General features: G+C 71.1%; 14 protein-coding genes. 5 read left to right on the plus strand and 9 right to left on the minus strand.

From position 1 onward, the window contains the following. The first annotated feature begins 1 nt into the window (after position 1). The 5 genes from KBC94_RS22805 to KBC94_RS22825 all read left to right on the plus strand — a co-directional run bounded on the left by KBC94_RS22805 (position 2) and on the right by KBC94_RS22825 (position 4,736). Entirely contained in the window at positions 2-478 is a 477-nt protein-coding gene (locus KBC94_RS22805) for a chemotaxis protein CheW (protein WP_354319463.1), read from the plus strand. Positions 479-495: 17 nt separating this feature from the next. Continuing rightward, positions 496-1,341, plus strand: a complete 846-nt coding sequence (locus KBC94_RS22810; protein WP_294375764.1) for a CheR family methyltransferase — start codon at positions 496-498, stop codon at positions 1,339-1,341. 31 nt (positions 1,342-1,372) lie between these two features. After that, positions 1,373-1,984, plus strand: coding sequence for a chemoreceptor glutamine deamidase CheD (gene cheD / locus KBC94_RS22815; protein ID WP_294375613.1), 612 nt, complete (start codon positions 1,373-1,375; stop codon positions 1,982-1,984). Next, positions 1,984-3,111 (plus strand): chemotaxis-specific protein-glutamate methyltransferase CheB, encoded by a 1,128-nt coding sequence (gene cheB, locus KBC94_RS22820; RefSeq protein ID WP_294375615.1) that lies wholly within the window; start codon positions 1,984-1,986, stop codon positions 3,109-3,111. The genes cheD and cheB overlap by 1 nt, the downstream gene beginning before the upstream one ends. A gap of 236 nt (positions 3,112-3,347) precedes the next feature. Beyond that, positions 3,348-4,736: a HAMP domain-containing sensor histidine kinase gene (locus tag KBC94_RS22825; protein WP_294375618.1), complete on the plus strand. Its 1,389-nt coding sequence runs from the start codon at positions 3,348-3,350 to the stop codon at positions 4,734-4,736. A 15-nt stretch (positions 4,737-4,751) separates the two neighbouring features. On the opposite strand, the gene KBC94_RS22830 is transcribed toward KBC94_RS22825, so the two are convergent. The 9 genes from KBC94_RS22830 to KBC94_RS22870 all read right to left on the minus strand — a co-directional run bounded on the left by KBC94_RS22830 (position 4,752) and on the right by KBC94_RS22870 (position 14,278). Then, complete coding sequence (locus tag KBC94_RS22830; RefSeq protein WP_294375620.1) at positions 4,752-7,271, minus strand: TonB-dependent siderophore receptor; 2,520 nt, start codon at positions 7,269-7,271, stop codon at positions 4,752-4,754. A 174-nt stretch (positions 7,272-7,445) separates the two neighbouring features. Continuing rightward, on the minus strand, positions 7,446-8,477 hold the full coding sequence (locus KBC94_RS22835) for a FecR domain-containing protein (protein WP_294375622.1): 1,032 nt from the start codon (positions 8,475-8,477) through the stop codon (positions 7,446-7,448). A 15-nt stretch (positions 8,478-8,492) separates the two neighbouring features. Beyond that, the gene (locus KBC94_RS22840) at positions 8,493-9,005 is read right to left on the minus strand and encodes a sigma-70 family RNA polymerase sigma factor (protein ID WP_294375627.1); all 513 of its coding nucleotides are present in this window, start codon (positions 9,003-9,005) and stop codon (positions 8,493-8,495) included. Positions 9,006-9,117: 112 nt separating this feature from the next. Next, on the minus strand, positions 9,118-9,717 hold the full coding sequence (locus tag KBC94_RS22845) for a response regulator transcription factor (RefSeq protein ID WP_017761790.1): 600 nt from the start codon (positions 9,715-9,717) through the stop codon (positions 9,118-9,120). Between the two features lie 59 nt (positions 9,718-9,776). Beyond that, complete coding sequence (locus tag KBC94_RS22850) at positions 9,777-11,111, minus strand: tryptophan--tRNA ligase (RefSeq protein WP_294375635.1); 1,335 nt, start codon at positions 11,109-11,111, stop codon at positions 9,777-9,779. Between the two features lie 28 nt (positions 11,112-11,139). Further along, entirely contained in the window at positions 11,140-11,811 is a 672-nt protein-coding gene (locus KBC94_RS22855) for a site-2 protease family protein (protein ID WP_017761434.1), read from the minus strand. A 22-nt stretch (positions 11,812-11,833) separates the two neighbouring features. Then, entirely contained in the window at positions 11,834-12,469 is a 636-nt protein-coding gene (locus KBC94_RS22860) for an L-threonylcarbamoyladenylate synthase (protein ID WP_114802701.1), read from the minus strand. A 22-nt stretch (positions 12,470-12,491) separates the two neighbouring features. Further along, a complete protein-coding gene (locus tag KBC94_RS22865) occupies positions 12,492-13,355 on the minus strand; it encodes a DMT family transporter (RefSeq protein ID WP_294375766.1) in 864 nt (287 codons plus the stop codon). Positions 13,356-13,420: 65 nt separating this feature from the next. Further along, entirely contained in the window at positions 13,421-14,278 is an 858-nt protein-coding gene (locus KBC94_RS22870; protein ID WP_294375646.1) for a 3',5'-nucleoside bisphosphate phosphatase, read from the minus strand. Between the last annotated feature and the right edge of the window lie 72 nt (positions 14,279-14,350).

Here is a 14,350-nt window from a genome sequence, read left to right on the forward strand (position 1 = left end):
CATGCGCGCTGCCGAATCCGCCATTCCCGCCGCCGAACTCGCCGCCCAGATGGCGCAGACCGGCATCCTCACCTTCCGGCTCGACACCGAGCACTACGGCATCGACATCCTCAAGGTGCAGGAGATCCGCAGCTACGAGCCGGTCACCCGCATCCCGCAGGCCGATCCGGCGGTGCGCGGCGTGATCAACCTGCGCGGCGCCATCGTGCCCATCGTGGACCTGCGGCTGCGCTTCGGCCTGCCGCAGGCCGACTGCGACCGCTTCACCGCCGTCATCATCGTCAACGTCGGGGCCAAGGTCATCGGCATGGTGGTGGACGGCGTCTCGGAGGTGGTCACGCTCGCGGCCGAGCAGGTGCAGCCCCGGCCCGACATGGCCGCGGTCGACCTGTCGTGCATCACCGGCCTGGCCACGCTGCAGGACCGCATGGTCATGCTGCTGGACCTGGAGGCGCTGCTGGCCCACGTGGCGCAGTGAGCAATTCCGCCGCCGCCATGCATGCGCCGACCGTGTCCGCACGCGAGTTCGACTACGGCCCGGCCGACTTCGATCGCGTGCGCCGCCTGATCCACGCGCGTGCCGGCATCGCCCTGGCCGAGAGCAAGGAGGCGATGGTCTACAGCCGGCTGTCGCGGCGGCTGCGCAGCTGCGGCATCGGGCGCTTTCGCGACTACCTGGACGCGCTGGAAGGCGATGCCGCCCAGCCCGAGTGGGAGCAGTTCGTCAACGCGCTGACCACCAACCTCACGGCCTTCTTCCGCGAGCCGCACCACTTTCCGGTGCTGATGCGCCACCTGCGCGGCCTGCGGCGGCAGCGGGCGCTTCGCGTGTGGAGCTGCGCCGCCTCCACCGGCGAGGAGCCGTATTCCATCGCCATGGCCGCCGCGCAGGAGTGGGCCAGCCCCAGTCCGCCGCTGGAGATCCTGGCGACCGACCTGGACACCCGCGTGCTGGCGACGGCCGAGGCCGGCGTCTACGACCAGGAGCGCGTCGAGCGGCTGCCGCCCGATCAACTGCAGCGCCACTTCCTGCGCGGAACCGGCGCCAACGCGGGCCGGGTGCGCGTGCGGCCCGAGCTGCGGGCCCTTCTGGCCTTCCGGCCGCTGAACCTGCTGGCGCCCGACTGGCCTGCGCTGGCGCCCTTCGACGCCATCTTCTGCCGCAACGTCATGATCTATTTCGACAAGCCCACGCAATACCAGGTGCTGCGCAAGCTCGCCCGCCTGCTGGAGCCCGACGGGCTGCTCTTCGTCGGCCATTCGGAAAGCCTGCTGTTCGCCTCGGACCTGTTCCGGCTGCGGGCGCAGACCGTGTACGAGCGCGTGAAGGCGGGGCCATGAGACGCGCAGCCGCCCGCAACGGAGCCCGCCGATGAGCATGGACCTGCATCCGGCCGGCAGCGGCACGCTGCACTACGAGACCGTCTTCGGTCGCCGCGGCGTGCGCGTGCTGCCCGGCGAGTTCCACGCCACCGCCGACGACCTGGTGCTCGTGACCGTGCTGGGCTCATGCGTGGCGGCCTGCATCCGCGATGCCGAACGGGGCGTGGGCGGCATGAACCACTTCATGCTGCCCGACGCCGGCCCCGCCACCGGGCCGGCCGATTCGGCCCCGGCGCGCTACGGCAGCTATGCCATGGAGGTGCTGATCAACCAGCTGGTCAAGCTGGGCGCCCGCCGGAACCGGCTGGAGGCCAAGGTGTTCGGCGGTGCCAATGTGATCCCCGGCATGAACCAGGTCAACATCGGCCACCGCAACGCCCGCTTCGTGCTCGACTTCCTGGCGACCGAACGCATCCCGGTGCGGGCGCAGGACCTGGCCAACACCTGCCCGCGCAAGGTGGCGTACTTTCCCCGCACCGGTGAAGCCCGCGTCAAGCGGCTGAACGAGGCGCTGCCGGCCAGCGTGGCGTGCCGCGAGCAGTCCTACCAGGCCAGCCTGGCCCGCACGCCGGTGGCCGGCGCCATCGAGCTCTTCGACTGATGCCGGACGAGCGCCTGCGCATCCTGGTGGTGGACGATTCGGCGCTGGTGCGCCAGGTGCTGTGCGCCATCATCGATGCGCAGCCCGACATGCAGGCCGTGGCCACTGCCGGCGACGCCGCCGCGGCCCGGTCGCGCATCGCGGCGCTGGCGCCCGACGCGCTGACGCTGGACATCCAGCTGCCGGGCATGAACGGCCTGGACTTCCTGCGCGAGCTGGCCGGCGGGCCGTCGCTGCCGGTACTGATCGTGGCCACGCCCACCGACGCCGAGGCGCAGGTCGCCCGGCAGGCCCGCGCGCTGGGCGCCTGCGGCGTGCTGCCCAAGCCGCGCCTGGGCGTGGCGCAGGGCCTGCGCGACGACGGCGACGCGATCTGCCAGGCCTTGCGCCAGGCGGTGCAGGAGACGCGGGCCGCGCGCGCGGCCGAGACGGCCCGTGCGCGGCCGGCAGCGGCCACCGCCCGCACCGACGACGGCCCGGCGGCGGGCGCCGATCGTGGGCCCGGCCCGGCGGCACCGCCCGGGCGCCGGGCGTGGCGGGGCGAGCGCGTCATCGTCGCCGGCGCCTCGACCGGCGGCACCGAGGCCTTGCTGCAGTTCCTGGCCCAGCTGCCGCCGCACTGTCCGCCCGTCCTGGTGGTGCAGCACATGCCGGCCGGCTTCACCCGCAGCTTCGCCGACCGGCTGGACCGCCACCTGCCGCTGCGCGTCGGCGAGGCCCGGGACGGCGAGCCGCTGCGTGCCGGGCAGGCGCTCATCGCGCCGGGCAGCCACCATCTGGCCGTCCGGCGCGATGAGCAGGGCCGGCTGGAGGCGGCGCTGCTGGCGACGCCCCCGGTCAACCGGCACCGGCCGTCGGTCGACGTGCTCTTCGACAGCGCCGCCCGGCTGCTGGGCCGGCGCGCCTGCGGCGTGCTGATGACCGGCATGGGCCGCGACGGCGCCGCCGGCCTGCTGGCGCTGCGCCGCGCCGGCGCCCTGACCTATGCGCAGGACGAGGCCAGCTGCGTCGTCTTCGGCATGCCCCGCGAGGCCATCGCGCTGGGTGCGGCGGGCCGGGTGCTGCCCCTGGCGCAACTGGGCGAGGCGCTGATGCAGGACCTCGGCGATGCCGGTGCGGCGGCGTAGGGATGCGCCGGGGCCGCCGCGGCGTCCGGCGGGGCCCTGGGGCGGTGCTACATTAGCGCCCGCGCCGCGCGACCCCCGCGAGGCGATGCGGGAGGTTACCGACCAGCCGGGCGAAGCCGGTTCCGGCGGTGCCTTCGAGGCCCCTCGACGGGGCTTTTTTCTTTCTGGGCCAACAGCAGCGCATGGATGCTCCGGTGACGTCGTTCGGCGGATGGCGCCATTCCTCGCTCGTGGGAATGACGCCTTCACCCGTTTCCGGCGATGAGGCGGACCGCTGGGTCCGCGGCGAACTGGTGCGCTCGCTCATGCGGGCCGCCCGGGGCAACTACATCCTGGCGGCGGTGCTCACGCCCGTCATCGTGGCCCTGAGCTGGCGCGACCTGCCCTGGTGGGTCGCCTCGCTCTGGGTGTTCCTGGTGGTCTGCGTCTCGCTCGCGCGGGTGCGCTTCGAGCACCTCTACCGGCTGCGCTACGAAGGCCGCGACGCCGATGCGCAGGAGCATTTCGTCCACCGCTACCGGCATCTCTGGGGCGCCAGCGGTGTCGTCTGGGGCATGTCGGCGTACCTGTTCTTCGAGCGCACTCCGCTGGTCAACCAGTTCATCTGCTGGTTCATCGTGGCGGGGGCCGCCACCTTCCCCGTGGTCAGCATCGCGCTGCATCCGCCGGTGCTGCGGCGCTACATGGCCTCGCTGTTCATCACCATGCTGCTGTGCATGGGCATCCGCGTGGCGGAGGTGGGCATCGAGGGCCTGCAGTTCGGGCTGCCCTTCGTGCTGCTGCCGGCGCTGCACTGGTGGCTGCTGCTGCACGCGGGCCGGCGCATCTACGAGACGGCACGCAACAGCTTCGAGCTGCTCTTCCACAACAAGATCCTGATCGCCTCGCTCACCCAGCAGCGGCAGGCGGCCGTCTCGGCGGTGGCGATGAAGAACCGCTTCCTGGCCAGCGCGGCGCACGACATGCGCCAGCCGGTGCTGGCGCTGTCGCTGTACGCCGACTGGCTGCGCAACGAGCCGGAGCTGGTGCACGAGATCGCGCCCAAGATCTCGGGCGCCACGCAGGCGGTGAACGTGCTGTTCGACTCGCTGTTCGACCTGGCGCGCATCGATTCGGGCCAGGTGCGGCTGCACATCGAGCGGGTGGACGTGGTGCAGCTGCTGCGCGACCTGGAGCTGCAGTACCGCCCGGTGGCCGAGGCCAAGGGCCTGCGCTTCCGGGTGCACATGGTGCCCGGCACGGTGTTGACCGACCCGGTGCGGGTACGGCGCATGCTGGGCAACCTGCTGTCGAACGCCATCAAGTACACGCACGAGGGCGGCGTGCTGCTGGCGGCGCGGCAGACCCGCGAAGGGCTGCGGGTGGAAGTCTGGGACACCGGCATCGGCATCCCGCGCGAGCACCTGCGCGACGTCTTCCTGGAGTTCTACAAGGTGGCCGACCACGACGCCGGCACCTCCGACGGCTTCGGCCTCGGCCTGGCCATCGTGGCGCGCCTGTCGCACGCCCTGGGCCATGCGGTGAGCGTGCGCTCCCGCGTCGGCCGCGGCAGCGTCTTCCGCGTGATGCTCACCGACGCCGACGAGACCCAGGCCCAGGCCCGCATGTCGGACGCCGTGGGCTGAGCCTGTGGCCCTCGTTCACCAGCGGTAGGTGGCGGTGGCGACCACACGGCGTTGGTCGCCGTAGTAGCACGTCTGCGCAGTGCTGTCGCAATTGCTCAGGTACGTCCGGTTGGTCAGGTTGCGCACGTTGAGCGCCAGGCTCCAGCGGTCGATGTCGTAGGCCAGCAGCAGGTCGACCAGGGTATAGGCCGGCACCTTGACGGGTGTGCGCCCACCGTTGCCGTAGGTCGAGCCGGTGTGGCGCGCCCCGATGCCCACCTTCAGGCCGTTGGTGAAACGGTAGTCGATCCAGCCCGATAGCTGGTTCCGCGGTACGGCCAGGGCCTGTCTGCCGATCTGTTCGGGGTTGGCGCTGGCGGTGACGATGGCGCGCGGCGTGTAGCTGTAGGCCGCGGTGAGGTTCATGCGCGGCATCGGCTGCGTGGTGGCCTCCAGTTCCAGGCCACGCGTGGAGATCTCCCCGGTCTGGTAGGGCACGAAGTCCGGATCGAAGGTGATGTAGTTGCGCCGCCGCAGGTCGAAGATGGCCGCGCTGTAGAGGCTGCGCGAGCCCGGCGGCTGGTAGCGCAGCCCCGCTTCGTATTGCCGCCCGGTCTCGGGCTCGAAGGGCTGGCGAGTCAGCGGGTTGAGCGCCGGGTTCGGGTTGAACGACTCGGTGTAACTCGCGTAGGGTGCGAGCCCGTTGGGCGCCAGATACACCAGCCCCGCGCGCTTGGTGAACCGGTGGTCGGCCACGCGCGAGGATGCACCACCCAGCCGGTCGAAGTTTTCCGTGCGCGCCTGGTCGTATCGGCCGCCCAGCGTGAGCTGCCAGCGCTCGCCCCACTTGATCTGGTCCTGCAGGTACAGGCCTGTCTGCTGCAGGCGCGTGCTGTCGATGGCATAGGGGTCGGGAATCTCGAACGGTCCGTTGGGGTAGACGGGCGCCGCGATGTCCAGCAGCGGTGCACTGCCGCCGCTGAAGGTGCGCGCCTCGAAGCGACTGCGCTGGTGGTCCAGGCCGAGCAGCAGCGTGTGCTGCCAGTCGCCGCGTCGCAGGTCGGCCTGCAGTTGGTTGTCGAGGCTCAGGCTGCGAGCCGACTCGCGGCTGCCGAAGAGCGTCCGGCTCAGCAGCCGGTAGTTGGCGGGGTTCAGCGGCTGCTCCGGGTCCGTCGCGACGAAGCGGGGCGCCTGCAGCCCGGCGTAGTCGAGCTTCATGTGCCCCGCCCGCAGGTTCTGGCGGAAGGTGAAGGTGTCGTTCAGCCTGTGCTCGAACTGGTAGCCGACCAGTGTCTGGTCCTGGTCGAAGCGGTCGAAGTGGCGATTGCCGATGTCGAGCGTGCTCGGAATGCGGCTGCCCACCGGCGTGGGTACCAGCGAGCCCTCGATGGGCCGGATGCGGGTGTACACGCCGGCGCGGTTGCGCATGAGTTGCGCATACAGGGTGAGCGAGGTGTCGCCCGACAGCCGCCATGTGAGCGACGGCGCGAGGTACGTGCGGTCGTCGTCCTTGTCGCCGGTCGGCATCCGCGCGTCACGCAGCAGGCCGACGACGCGGTAGCGCACCTGGCCCTCGGCGTCGAGCTTGCCCGAGAAGTCCCCGGCGATCTGCTTGTGGCCGTGGCTGCCCACCTGCATCTGCAGCTCGCGCACCGGCAAGGCTGTGGGCAGCTTGCTCACCACGTCGACCACGCCGCCCGGGCTGGCCTGGCCATAGAGCACCGACGCCGGTCCACGCAGCACGTCGATCCGTTCCGTGCCGTAGGGCTCGACCTTCCAGACGGCGAAGGTGTTGGCGTTGCGCAGTGGCAGGCCGTCCTGGTAGAAGCCCGGGCTGTAGGCATCGAAACCGCGGATGCTGATCCAGTCGTAGCGCGAGTCGGCCCCGTAGGGCGAGATGTTGATGCCGGGCGTGTAGCCGAGCGCGTCGCGCACGGTGGTGGCGCCGATGGCCTCGATGCGCTCGGCGGTGACGACCGACAGCGACTGCGGTGTCTCGATGATGGGCGTGTCGGTCTTGCTGCCGGCTGCGCTCCGGCGCGCGAGATAGCCGCGCACCGGCCCGGTCGCGGCGTCGCCGTCCGCCGTGACGGTCACGGCCGGCAGGGCGGCCGTGGAAGGCGGCGCCACGGTCTGGCCTGCTTGCGCCGGGGCGGCGGGCGGCAATTGCGGGCGCAGCACGTAGGCGCCGTTGTCCAGCCGTGCCGCGCGCAGCCCGGTGCCGGCGAGCAGGGCCTGCAGCGCGGCGTCCACCGTGTAGGTGCCGCGAACGCCTGGTGTCTGCCGACCTTGTGTCTGCTCCGGGGTGAAGCTCAGCAGGACGTCGGCAGACGAGGCCAGCCGGTGCAGGGCTGACGCCAGCGGACCGGCCGGGATGTCGAAGGCGTGCGTAGCGGCGGTCTGCGCGACCGGGGCCTGGGCGCGGGCCTGCCCGGGCAGGGAGGCCAGGACCAGGCCGTCCAGCGCAAGCCAGGCCGCCGCGAAGGTGGGGCGCAGGACCGACCGGTGCCGCGACGGACGCCCGGGATGCAGGGGATGAAGGGGCTTGGCGCGCATGGGATTTCCTCGGAAGTGACAAGAAGTGCTCTCCCTGGTGAGGTGCCGCGAAACGGCGGATCGGGCAGTCGTCGAAGCAAAAAAACTTTGCGCGGCGCGCGCAGCAGGCCGTGCCAGGCGGCGACGGAGGGCAAGACCGGGCACCGCGGCGCACCCGCGGGCCACGCGGCGGCGTCAGGGCTGCGCTTCGACCGTCACCCAGAAGCGGGTGCGCTGCGCTACCTGCACGGGCAGCACATTGGGCAGCGTGGCGAGGATGCGGTCGGTGTCCTGCAGCGGGAACACGCCCGACAGCCGCAGATCCCCCACCTCGGGCGCGCACCGGACGGCGCCCTGGCGGTAGCGGCCGAGTTCTTCGAGGAAGGCGTCCAGCCGCATGTCGTCCGCCACCAGTTGCCCGCGTGTCCAGGCCGGGGCGGCGTCGTCGGCCGGCCCTGCGGGGCCGATCGCGCTGCGGGTGAAGCTCAGGCGCTGGCCGGCTTCCAGCACACGAGGGCGCTGTGCCAGGTCATCCGGCGCGATCTCGACCGCACTTTGGAGGACGGCGACGTCGGTGCCCTGCATCCGCTGGCGCACGGTGAAGCGGGTGCCCAGTGCACGGATGCGGCCCTGCGCGGTCGCGACGACGAGGGGCGGCCAGGCACGGCCTGTCGCCGTCTGCGCATGACCTGTGACGACCAGCACCTCGCCTGCCAGGAGGCGAAGCAGGCGCTGTGCAGCGTCGAAGCGCACATCCACCGCGCTGTCGGTGTTGAGCGTCAACGCGGTGCCATCGGCCAGCATGACGGTGCGCTGCTCGCCGATGCCGGTGCGGTAGTCGGCCGCCAGTCGCTGGGCGAGCGGCGTGCGCGCGGCGAGCAGGCCGGCCGTGCCGGCGATGCCGCCCCACAGCAGGACGCGCAGCGCGGCGCGGCGTTTCGGCGCCGTCGCCGTGCCGGTGTAGGGCGAGAGCACCTGGTAGGCGGCGCGGGGGGCCATGTCCTTGAAGCGGCCGGTGACCTCCTCGATGTGCCGCCAGGCGCGCTCATGGTCGGGATGCGCGCTGCGCCACCGGGACCAGCGTTGCCGGTCGTCGTCCCCGGCCTCGCCCGACATGAACAGGGTCAGCCAGTCGGCCGCCTGGTCGGCGATGGCCGGGTCGATGGCACGGCCACCGGCCCGTGGTGCCGGCCGGCCCGCGGCCAGTGTGCTCGTCGGCTCGGTCACGACAGGGAGGGCCGATCAGGTGCCGAGCACGAACAGGCAGTGCCGGTTCGCACGAGACAGGTATTGCTTGACCGAACTGGTCGAGACGCGAAGGCGCGCCGCGATGTCGGCGTAGCTCAGATCTTCCAGGTGGGCCAGCAGGAAGGCTTCGCGTACCGGTAGGGGCAGGCCGTCGAGCGCCTGGTCCACCTGGCGCAGGGCTTCGAGCGCCAGGTAGCGCGTTTCGGGCGAGGGGGCGAGTTCGCCGGGGAGCGTTGCCAGCACGGCGAGGTAGGCGTCTTCGAGCCGCTGCCTGCGATGGCGATGGGCGATCAGTCGCCGTGCCACCGTGGCAAGAAAGGGGCGCGGCGCCTCGATCCGGGCGGGCATCCCCGCCGTGATCATGCTCAGGAAGGTGTCCTGCGCCAGATCCGCTGCCACGCAGGAATCGCCAAGACGCCGCCGGAGCCAGCCTTTCAGCCAGCCGTGATGGGCGACATACAACCCCTCGATGCTTTGCGGAGGAAGCGAAAACTCGGTACTGGCCACGACATGCCCTCGGATGCGCCACGGACGATCTGATCGTCCAATATGAGAATTGTTCTCATTCTATGGCGTGCCATCCGAGGCGCCGCGGCAACACGCGGCCGGGATCGAGGAATCAGCGCAGATTCGAAAGCAGCCCGTGGCTGCGCGCGTGGTGCAGCGCCTGCGTGCGGCTCTTGACGCCCAGTCTGCGGAACAGCCGCCACAGGTGCACCTTGACGGTGTGCTCGCTGATCTCCAGCTGGGTGGCGATGTCGCGGTTGGACAGGCCCTGGTCCAGCATGGCGATCAGCTGCGTCTGCCGACGCGAGAGCTTGCCCGTGGGCGCCGGCGGCTCCAGGTCGCCGTCGTCGGCCAGCAGCAGGCCGCGCAGGGCCGCCGTCAGCTCGGCCGAACCGCTGGACTTCTCGATGTAGATGTCGGCACCGGCCTCGATGCAGGCCTCTTCCATGTCGGCGGCGGGCGAGGCGGAGTACACGGCCACCGGGATGTCGGGGTACGACTCCTTGACCGTCAGCACGCCCGAGACGCCGGTGACGTCGGGCAGCTTGAGGTCGAGGCAGAACAGCTTGGGCCGGCCGTGGTGCTCCACGGCGTTGGCCAGCTTGTCCAGGCGGTCGAGTTCGACCACGTTCTCGGAGGGCCGCAGGCGGCGAAGGACCATCACGATGGCCTCGCGCATCAGGGGATGGTCGTCGATGACGTAGATGCTCATGGTGTGCGTGTCCGGAGAGGGGGCCGGGAGTTGGCGTCCGTCGGGGGCGACGTGCCGGGTCAGGACGCTCGGGCGGATTCGGCCGCCGCTTCCGCCAGCACGGCCAGCGCTGCCACGACGGCAGCGCGCGCCGCATTGTCCAGCGGCGCGAGCCGGGAAGCCAGCGCCGCGAGGGCCGGTTCGCCCTCCGCCTGCAACTGCGCGATGGCGCGGCCGGCTTCCTGGGGCGAGGCGAAGCCCAGGCTCTGCAGCAGCACCGTGCCGCGCGCGTCCTGCAGCTTGAAGTAGAACTGGCCGTCGCGCTCGCGGTACTGCTTGAAGCTGGGCCGCGCGGCCTTGGCGGCCTTCGCCGTGCCGCTGGCGGCAGCGCCGAGCTGGCCCAGGTTGCGCAGGCCCACGGCCTCGCGCAGCCGCGAGGTCAGCGCGCGCGAGAGCACGCGGGCCTTCTCACCGCCCGCGCGCAGCGTGTCCTCGATGCGCTGGGGCTCGGCCATCAGCGCCTCGTAGCGCTCGCGCAGGGGGGCGACCTCCTGGTCGATGCGGTCGACCAGCACCTGCTTGGCGTCGCCCCAGGCGATGCCCTCGGCATAGGCCTTGCGCAGCGCGTCGGTCTCGTCGGCGGTGGCGAAGGCCTGGTAGATCTGGAACAGCGCCGAGCCCTCGGCCTCCTTGGGCTCGCCGGGCGCGCGCGAGTCGGTCACGATGCCGGCGATCAGCTTCTGCAACTGGGCCCGCGAGGAGAAGAGGGGAATGGTGTTGCCGTAGCTCTTGCTCATCTTGCGGCCGTCCAGGCCGGGCAGCAGGGCGACGGCGTCGTCGATCTCGGCCTCGGGCAGCGTGAAGTGCTCGCCGTAGAGGTGGTTGAAGCGCTGCGCCATGTCGCGCGCCATCTCGATGTGTTGCACCTGGTCGCGGCCCACCGGCACCTTGTGGGCGTTGAACATCAGGATGTCGGCCGCCATCAGCGCCGGGTACATGAACAGGCCGATGCTCACGTCCGCATCCGGGTCGGTGCCGGCGGCGGTGTTGCGGTCCACCGCGGCCTTGTAGGCATGGGCGCGGTTGAGCACGCCCTTGCCGGTCACGCAGCTGAGGAACCAGGTCAGCTCCGGAATCTCGGGAATGTCGGACTGGCGGTAGAAGGTCACGCGCTCCGGATCGAGCCCGCAGGCCAGCCACGAGGCCGCGATCTCCAGCGTGGAACGCTGGATGCGCGCCGGCTCGTCGCACTTGATGAGCGCGTGGTAGTCGGCCAGGAAGTAGTAGCTCTGCACGTCCGGGCGCTGGCTGAAGCGCACCGAATGGCGGATCGAGCCGACGTAGTTGCCCAGGTGCGGCGTGCCGGTGGTGGTGATGCCGGTCAGGAAGCGGGTCGGAGCGGAGGCGGAGGACATGGCGGGGCGGACGGCGGCGAAAAGGGGGTCAGCGCAGCAGCGCGGCAATGGGAGAGATCAGCAGGTTCAGGAAGGCATAGCCCAGGCCCATCAGCGGCCGCAGCCACAGCGAGCCGACCACGCCCAGCACCACCAGGCCCATGACGATGAAGAAACCGAAGGGCTCGATGCGTGCTAGCCAGTACTGTGCCCGGCCGCGTGGCAGCAGGCCGGCCAGGATGCGGCCGCCGTCGAGCGGCGGCAGCGGGAACAGGTTGAAGGCCCACATGACCAGGTTGGTCAGGATGCCCGCGTTGGCCATGCCGACGAAGAAGCGCTCCTGCACGCCCGCCACGGTGAGCCCGACCAGGAACAGCGTCCAGAGGATGGCCTGGATGAAGTTGGAGGCCGGTCCGGCCAGCGCCACCCAGATCATGTCGCGCTTGGGGTTGCGCAGGTGGCCGAAGTTGACTGGCACCGGCTTGGCATAGCCGAAGAGGAAGGCACCCGAGGTGGCGAAATACAGCAGGATCGGCATGGCGATGGTGCCGATCGGGTCGATGTGCTTGAGCGGGTTGAGCGTGAGCCGCCCCATCATCTGCGCCGTGTTGTCGCCGAAGTGCCGGGCGACGTAGCCATGGGCCGCCTCGTGCACCGTGATCGCGAAGATCACCGGCAGGGCGTAGATGAGGACGGTCTGGATGAGGTTGGAGGCTTCCACCGCGGGATTGTCTCAGACGGATTCACAGGCCAAGCGGCCCCAGCGGGCCGCGGCCCTGCCGGATCAGCGCCGGCTCGCCGCCCGCGTCCATGGGCGTGAGGTCGACCACCGTGGTGGGCTCGGAGGTGCAGGCGCCGGCGTCGATCACGGCGCCGACCAGCTTCTCGAAGCGGTCGCGGATCTCCTGGGGGTCGTTCATCGGCTCGGTCTCGCCGGGCGGGATGAGCGTGCTGGCCAGCAGGGGCGCGCCGTGCAGCGCCAGCAACTCGGCCAGCACCGGATGCTCGGGCACCCGCAGGCCGATGGTCTTGCGCTGCGGATGGCTCACGCGGCGGGGGACTTCCTTGGTCGCCTCCAGCACGAAGGTGTAGGGGCCGGGCGTGCAGGTCTTGAGCAGGCGGTACTGGCGGTTGTCCACGCGGGCGTAATTGGCCAGCTCGCTCAGGTCGCGGCACAGCAGGGTCAGCAGCCGCTTCTCGTCGATCTGGCGGATGCGGCGCAGCTTGTCGACGGCATTCCGGTCGTCCAGCTGGCACGCCAGCGCATAGCTGGAGTCGGTGGGCACCGCGATCACCTCGCCCTTGGCGAGCAGGGCCGCCGCCTGCTTGAGCAGGCGCGGTTGCGGGTTGTCGGGGTGGACCTCGAAATACTGGGCCATGGTCTTGTCCTCCTGTCGAAGTTCAGCCCTCGACCGGCTCGATGGGCTGGCGCCGCTCGCGCACCGTCAGCCAGGCGCCGCCGGCGCCGCACACGGCGATCAGGCCGATGCCCGCGAACGACATGCGGTCGGGCAACTGGTCGAACACCAGCCAGCCCCCCAGCATGGCGAAGCCGATCTGGGCGTAGAGAAAGGGGGTGAGGGTGGACGCGTGGGCGCGCTGGTAGGCCAGGATCAGCAGGAAGTGACCCACCGTGCCCATCAGCCCCATGAGGGCCAGCAGCGCCCAGTCCTGCCAGGCGGGCAGCGCCTGCCAGGCGAAGGGCAGGAACAGGGCCGCGATCAGCGTGCCCACCCAGCCGGTGTAGAAGTGCAGCGTCAGCGGCTTCTCGGTGCGGGCCAGGCGGCTGGTCAGCACCTGGAACCAGGCGTTGCACACCACCAGCCCCACGGGCATGAGCACCGCCCAGCCGAAGCCCTCGCCACCCGGGCGCAGGATCAGCAGCGTGCCCACGAAGCCGCCCGCCACCAGCGCCCAGCGCAGGGCCGACACCCGCTCGCCCAGGAGCGTGGCGGCCATCAGCGTGACGGCCAGCGGCACGACCAGCACGATGGCGGTGAATTCGGCCATGGGCATGTGGCCCAGGCTCAGATAGGCCAGCAGGCTGCTGCCCAGCAACAGCGCCCCGCGCAGCACCTGGAAGCGCGGGTGCTGCGTGCGCAGCAGCGCCGTGCCGTGCAGGGGCAGCAGGATGGCGGTGGTGGCGACAGCCTGGAAGGCATAGCGGAACCACACGGCCATGAACACGGGCACGGTGGCCGAGGCGACCTTGGTGGTGGTGTCGAGCACCGCGAAGCAGCCCACGGCCAGCAGCAGCAGGGCCATGCCGGCCAGCGTGCGCAGCGTGTCGCTCGCGGGGACGGCACCCCGCGGGGCGCAGGCCGCGCCGGTCACTGCACGCGGTCCGCCAGCAGGGACCAGACGGGCTGCAGGCTGGGCGAGAGAAGGGGCAGGTGCCCCAGGTCGCAATGGCTTTCGTCGGGGCTGTGGAAGTCGCTGCCGCGGGAGGCGGCCAGGCCGAACTCCTTCGCCTTGTCGGCGTATTCGACGTACTCGGCCGGCGTGTGGCTGCCGGTCACCACTTCCACCCCCTGGCCGCCGTGGCCCTTGAATTCGGTGAAGAGGGCGTATTCCTCGTTGGCGGTGAACTTGTAGCGGCCCGGGTGCGCGATGACCGCGACGCCGCCGGCATCGCGGATCCAGCGGATCGCGTCGCCCAGGCTGGCCCAGCGGTGGGGCACGTAGCCGGGCTTGCCTTCGGTCAGGTACTTGCGGAACACCTCGGAGGTGTCGCGGCAGTGGCCCTGCTCGACCAGGAAGCGTGCGAAGTGCGTGCGTGAGATGAGCTCGGGATTGCCGACGAAGCGCAGCGCGCCTTCGTAGGCGCCCTTGATGCCGACGCGGGCGAGCTGGTCGGCGATCTCGCGGGCACGCGGGCCACGGCCGTTGCGGGTGTCGTACAGGCCCTGGCGCACTGCGGCGTCCTCGGCATCGAAGCCCAGGCCCACGATGTGAACCGTCTCGTTGCAGAAGGTGACGGAGATCTCGACACCGGTGAGGAAGCGCATGCCGTTGGCGCGGGCAGCTTCGGCGGCACGCTGCAGGCCGCCCACCTCGTCGTGGTCCGTCAGGGCCCAGAGCTGGACGCCGTTGGCCGCAGCGCGGGCGGCCAGCTCTTCGGGCGTCAGCGTGCCGTCCGAGACCACGGAGTGGCAGTGAAGGTCGGCGTTGAGGTCGTTATCGAACACCCGTGCGATTCTAAGGACTCGGTTTCGCCATGCCCGCGCAGGGGGCGCTGGACCCGGGAACGCGCCGACCCG

This window comes from Pseudacidovorax sp. (assembly GCF_017991995.1).
Taxonomy (GTDB): Bacteria; Pseudomonadota; Gammaproteobacteria; order Burkholderiales; family Burkholderiaceae_C; genus Xenophilus.

Coding starts and splice junctions, on each gene's coding strand:
- KBC94_RS22810 (WP_294375764.1), top strand. CDS start 496: ATGCATGCGCCGACCGTGTCCGCACGCGAGTTCGACTACGGCCCGGCC.
- KBC94_RS22830 (WP_294375620.1), bottom strand. CDS start 7,271: ATGCGCGCCAAGCCCCTTCATCCCCTGCATCCCGGGCGTCCGTCGCGG.
- KBC94_RS22805 (WP_354319463.1), top strand. CDS start 2: ATGCGCGCTGCCGAATCCGCCATTCCCGCCGCCGAACTCGCCGCCCAG.
- cheD (WP_294375613.1), top strand. CDS start 1,373: ATGAGCATGGACCTGCATCCGGCCGGCAGCGGCACGCTGCACTACGAG.
- KBC94_RS22850 (WP_294375635.1), bottom strand. CDS start 11,111: ATGTCCTCCGCCTCCGCTCCGACCCGCTTCCTGACCGGCATCACCACC.
- KBC94_RS22825 (WP_294375618.1), top strand. CDS start 3,348: ATGACGCCTTCACCCGTTTCCGGCGATGAGGCGGACCGCTGGGTCCGC.
- KBC94_RS22845 (WP_017761790.1), bottom strand. CDS start 9,717: ATGAGCATCTACGTCATCGACGACCATCCCCTGATGCGCGAGGCCATC.
- KBC94_RS22860 (WP_114802701.1), bottom strand. CDS start 12,469: ATGGCCCAGTATTTCGAGGTCCACCCCGACAACCCGCAACCGCGCCTG.
- cheB (WP_294375615.1), top strand. CDS start 1,984: ATGCCGGACGAGCGCCTGCGCATCCTGGTGGTGGACGATTCGGCGCTG.
- KBC94_RS22865 (WP_294375766.1), bottom strand. CDS start 13,355: ATGGCCCTGCTGCTGCTGGCCGTGGGCTGCTTCGCGGTGCTCGACACC.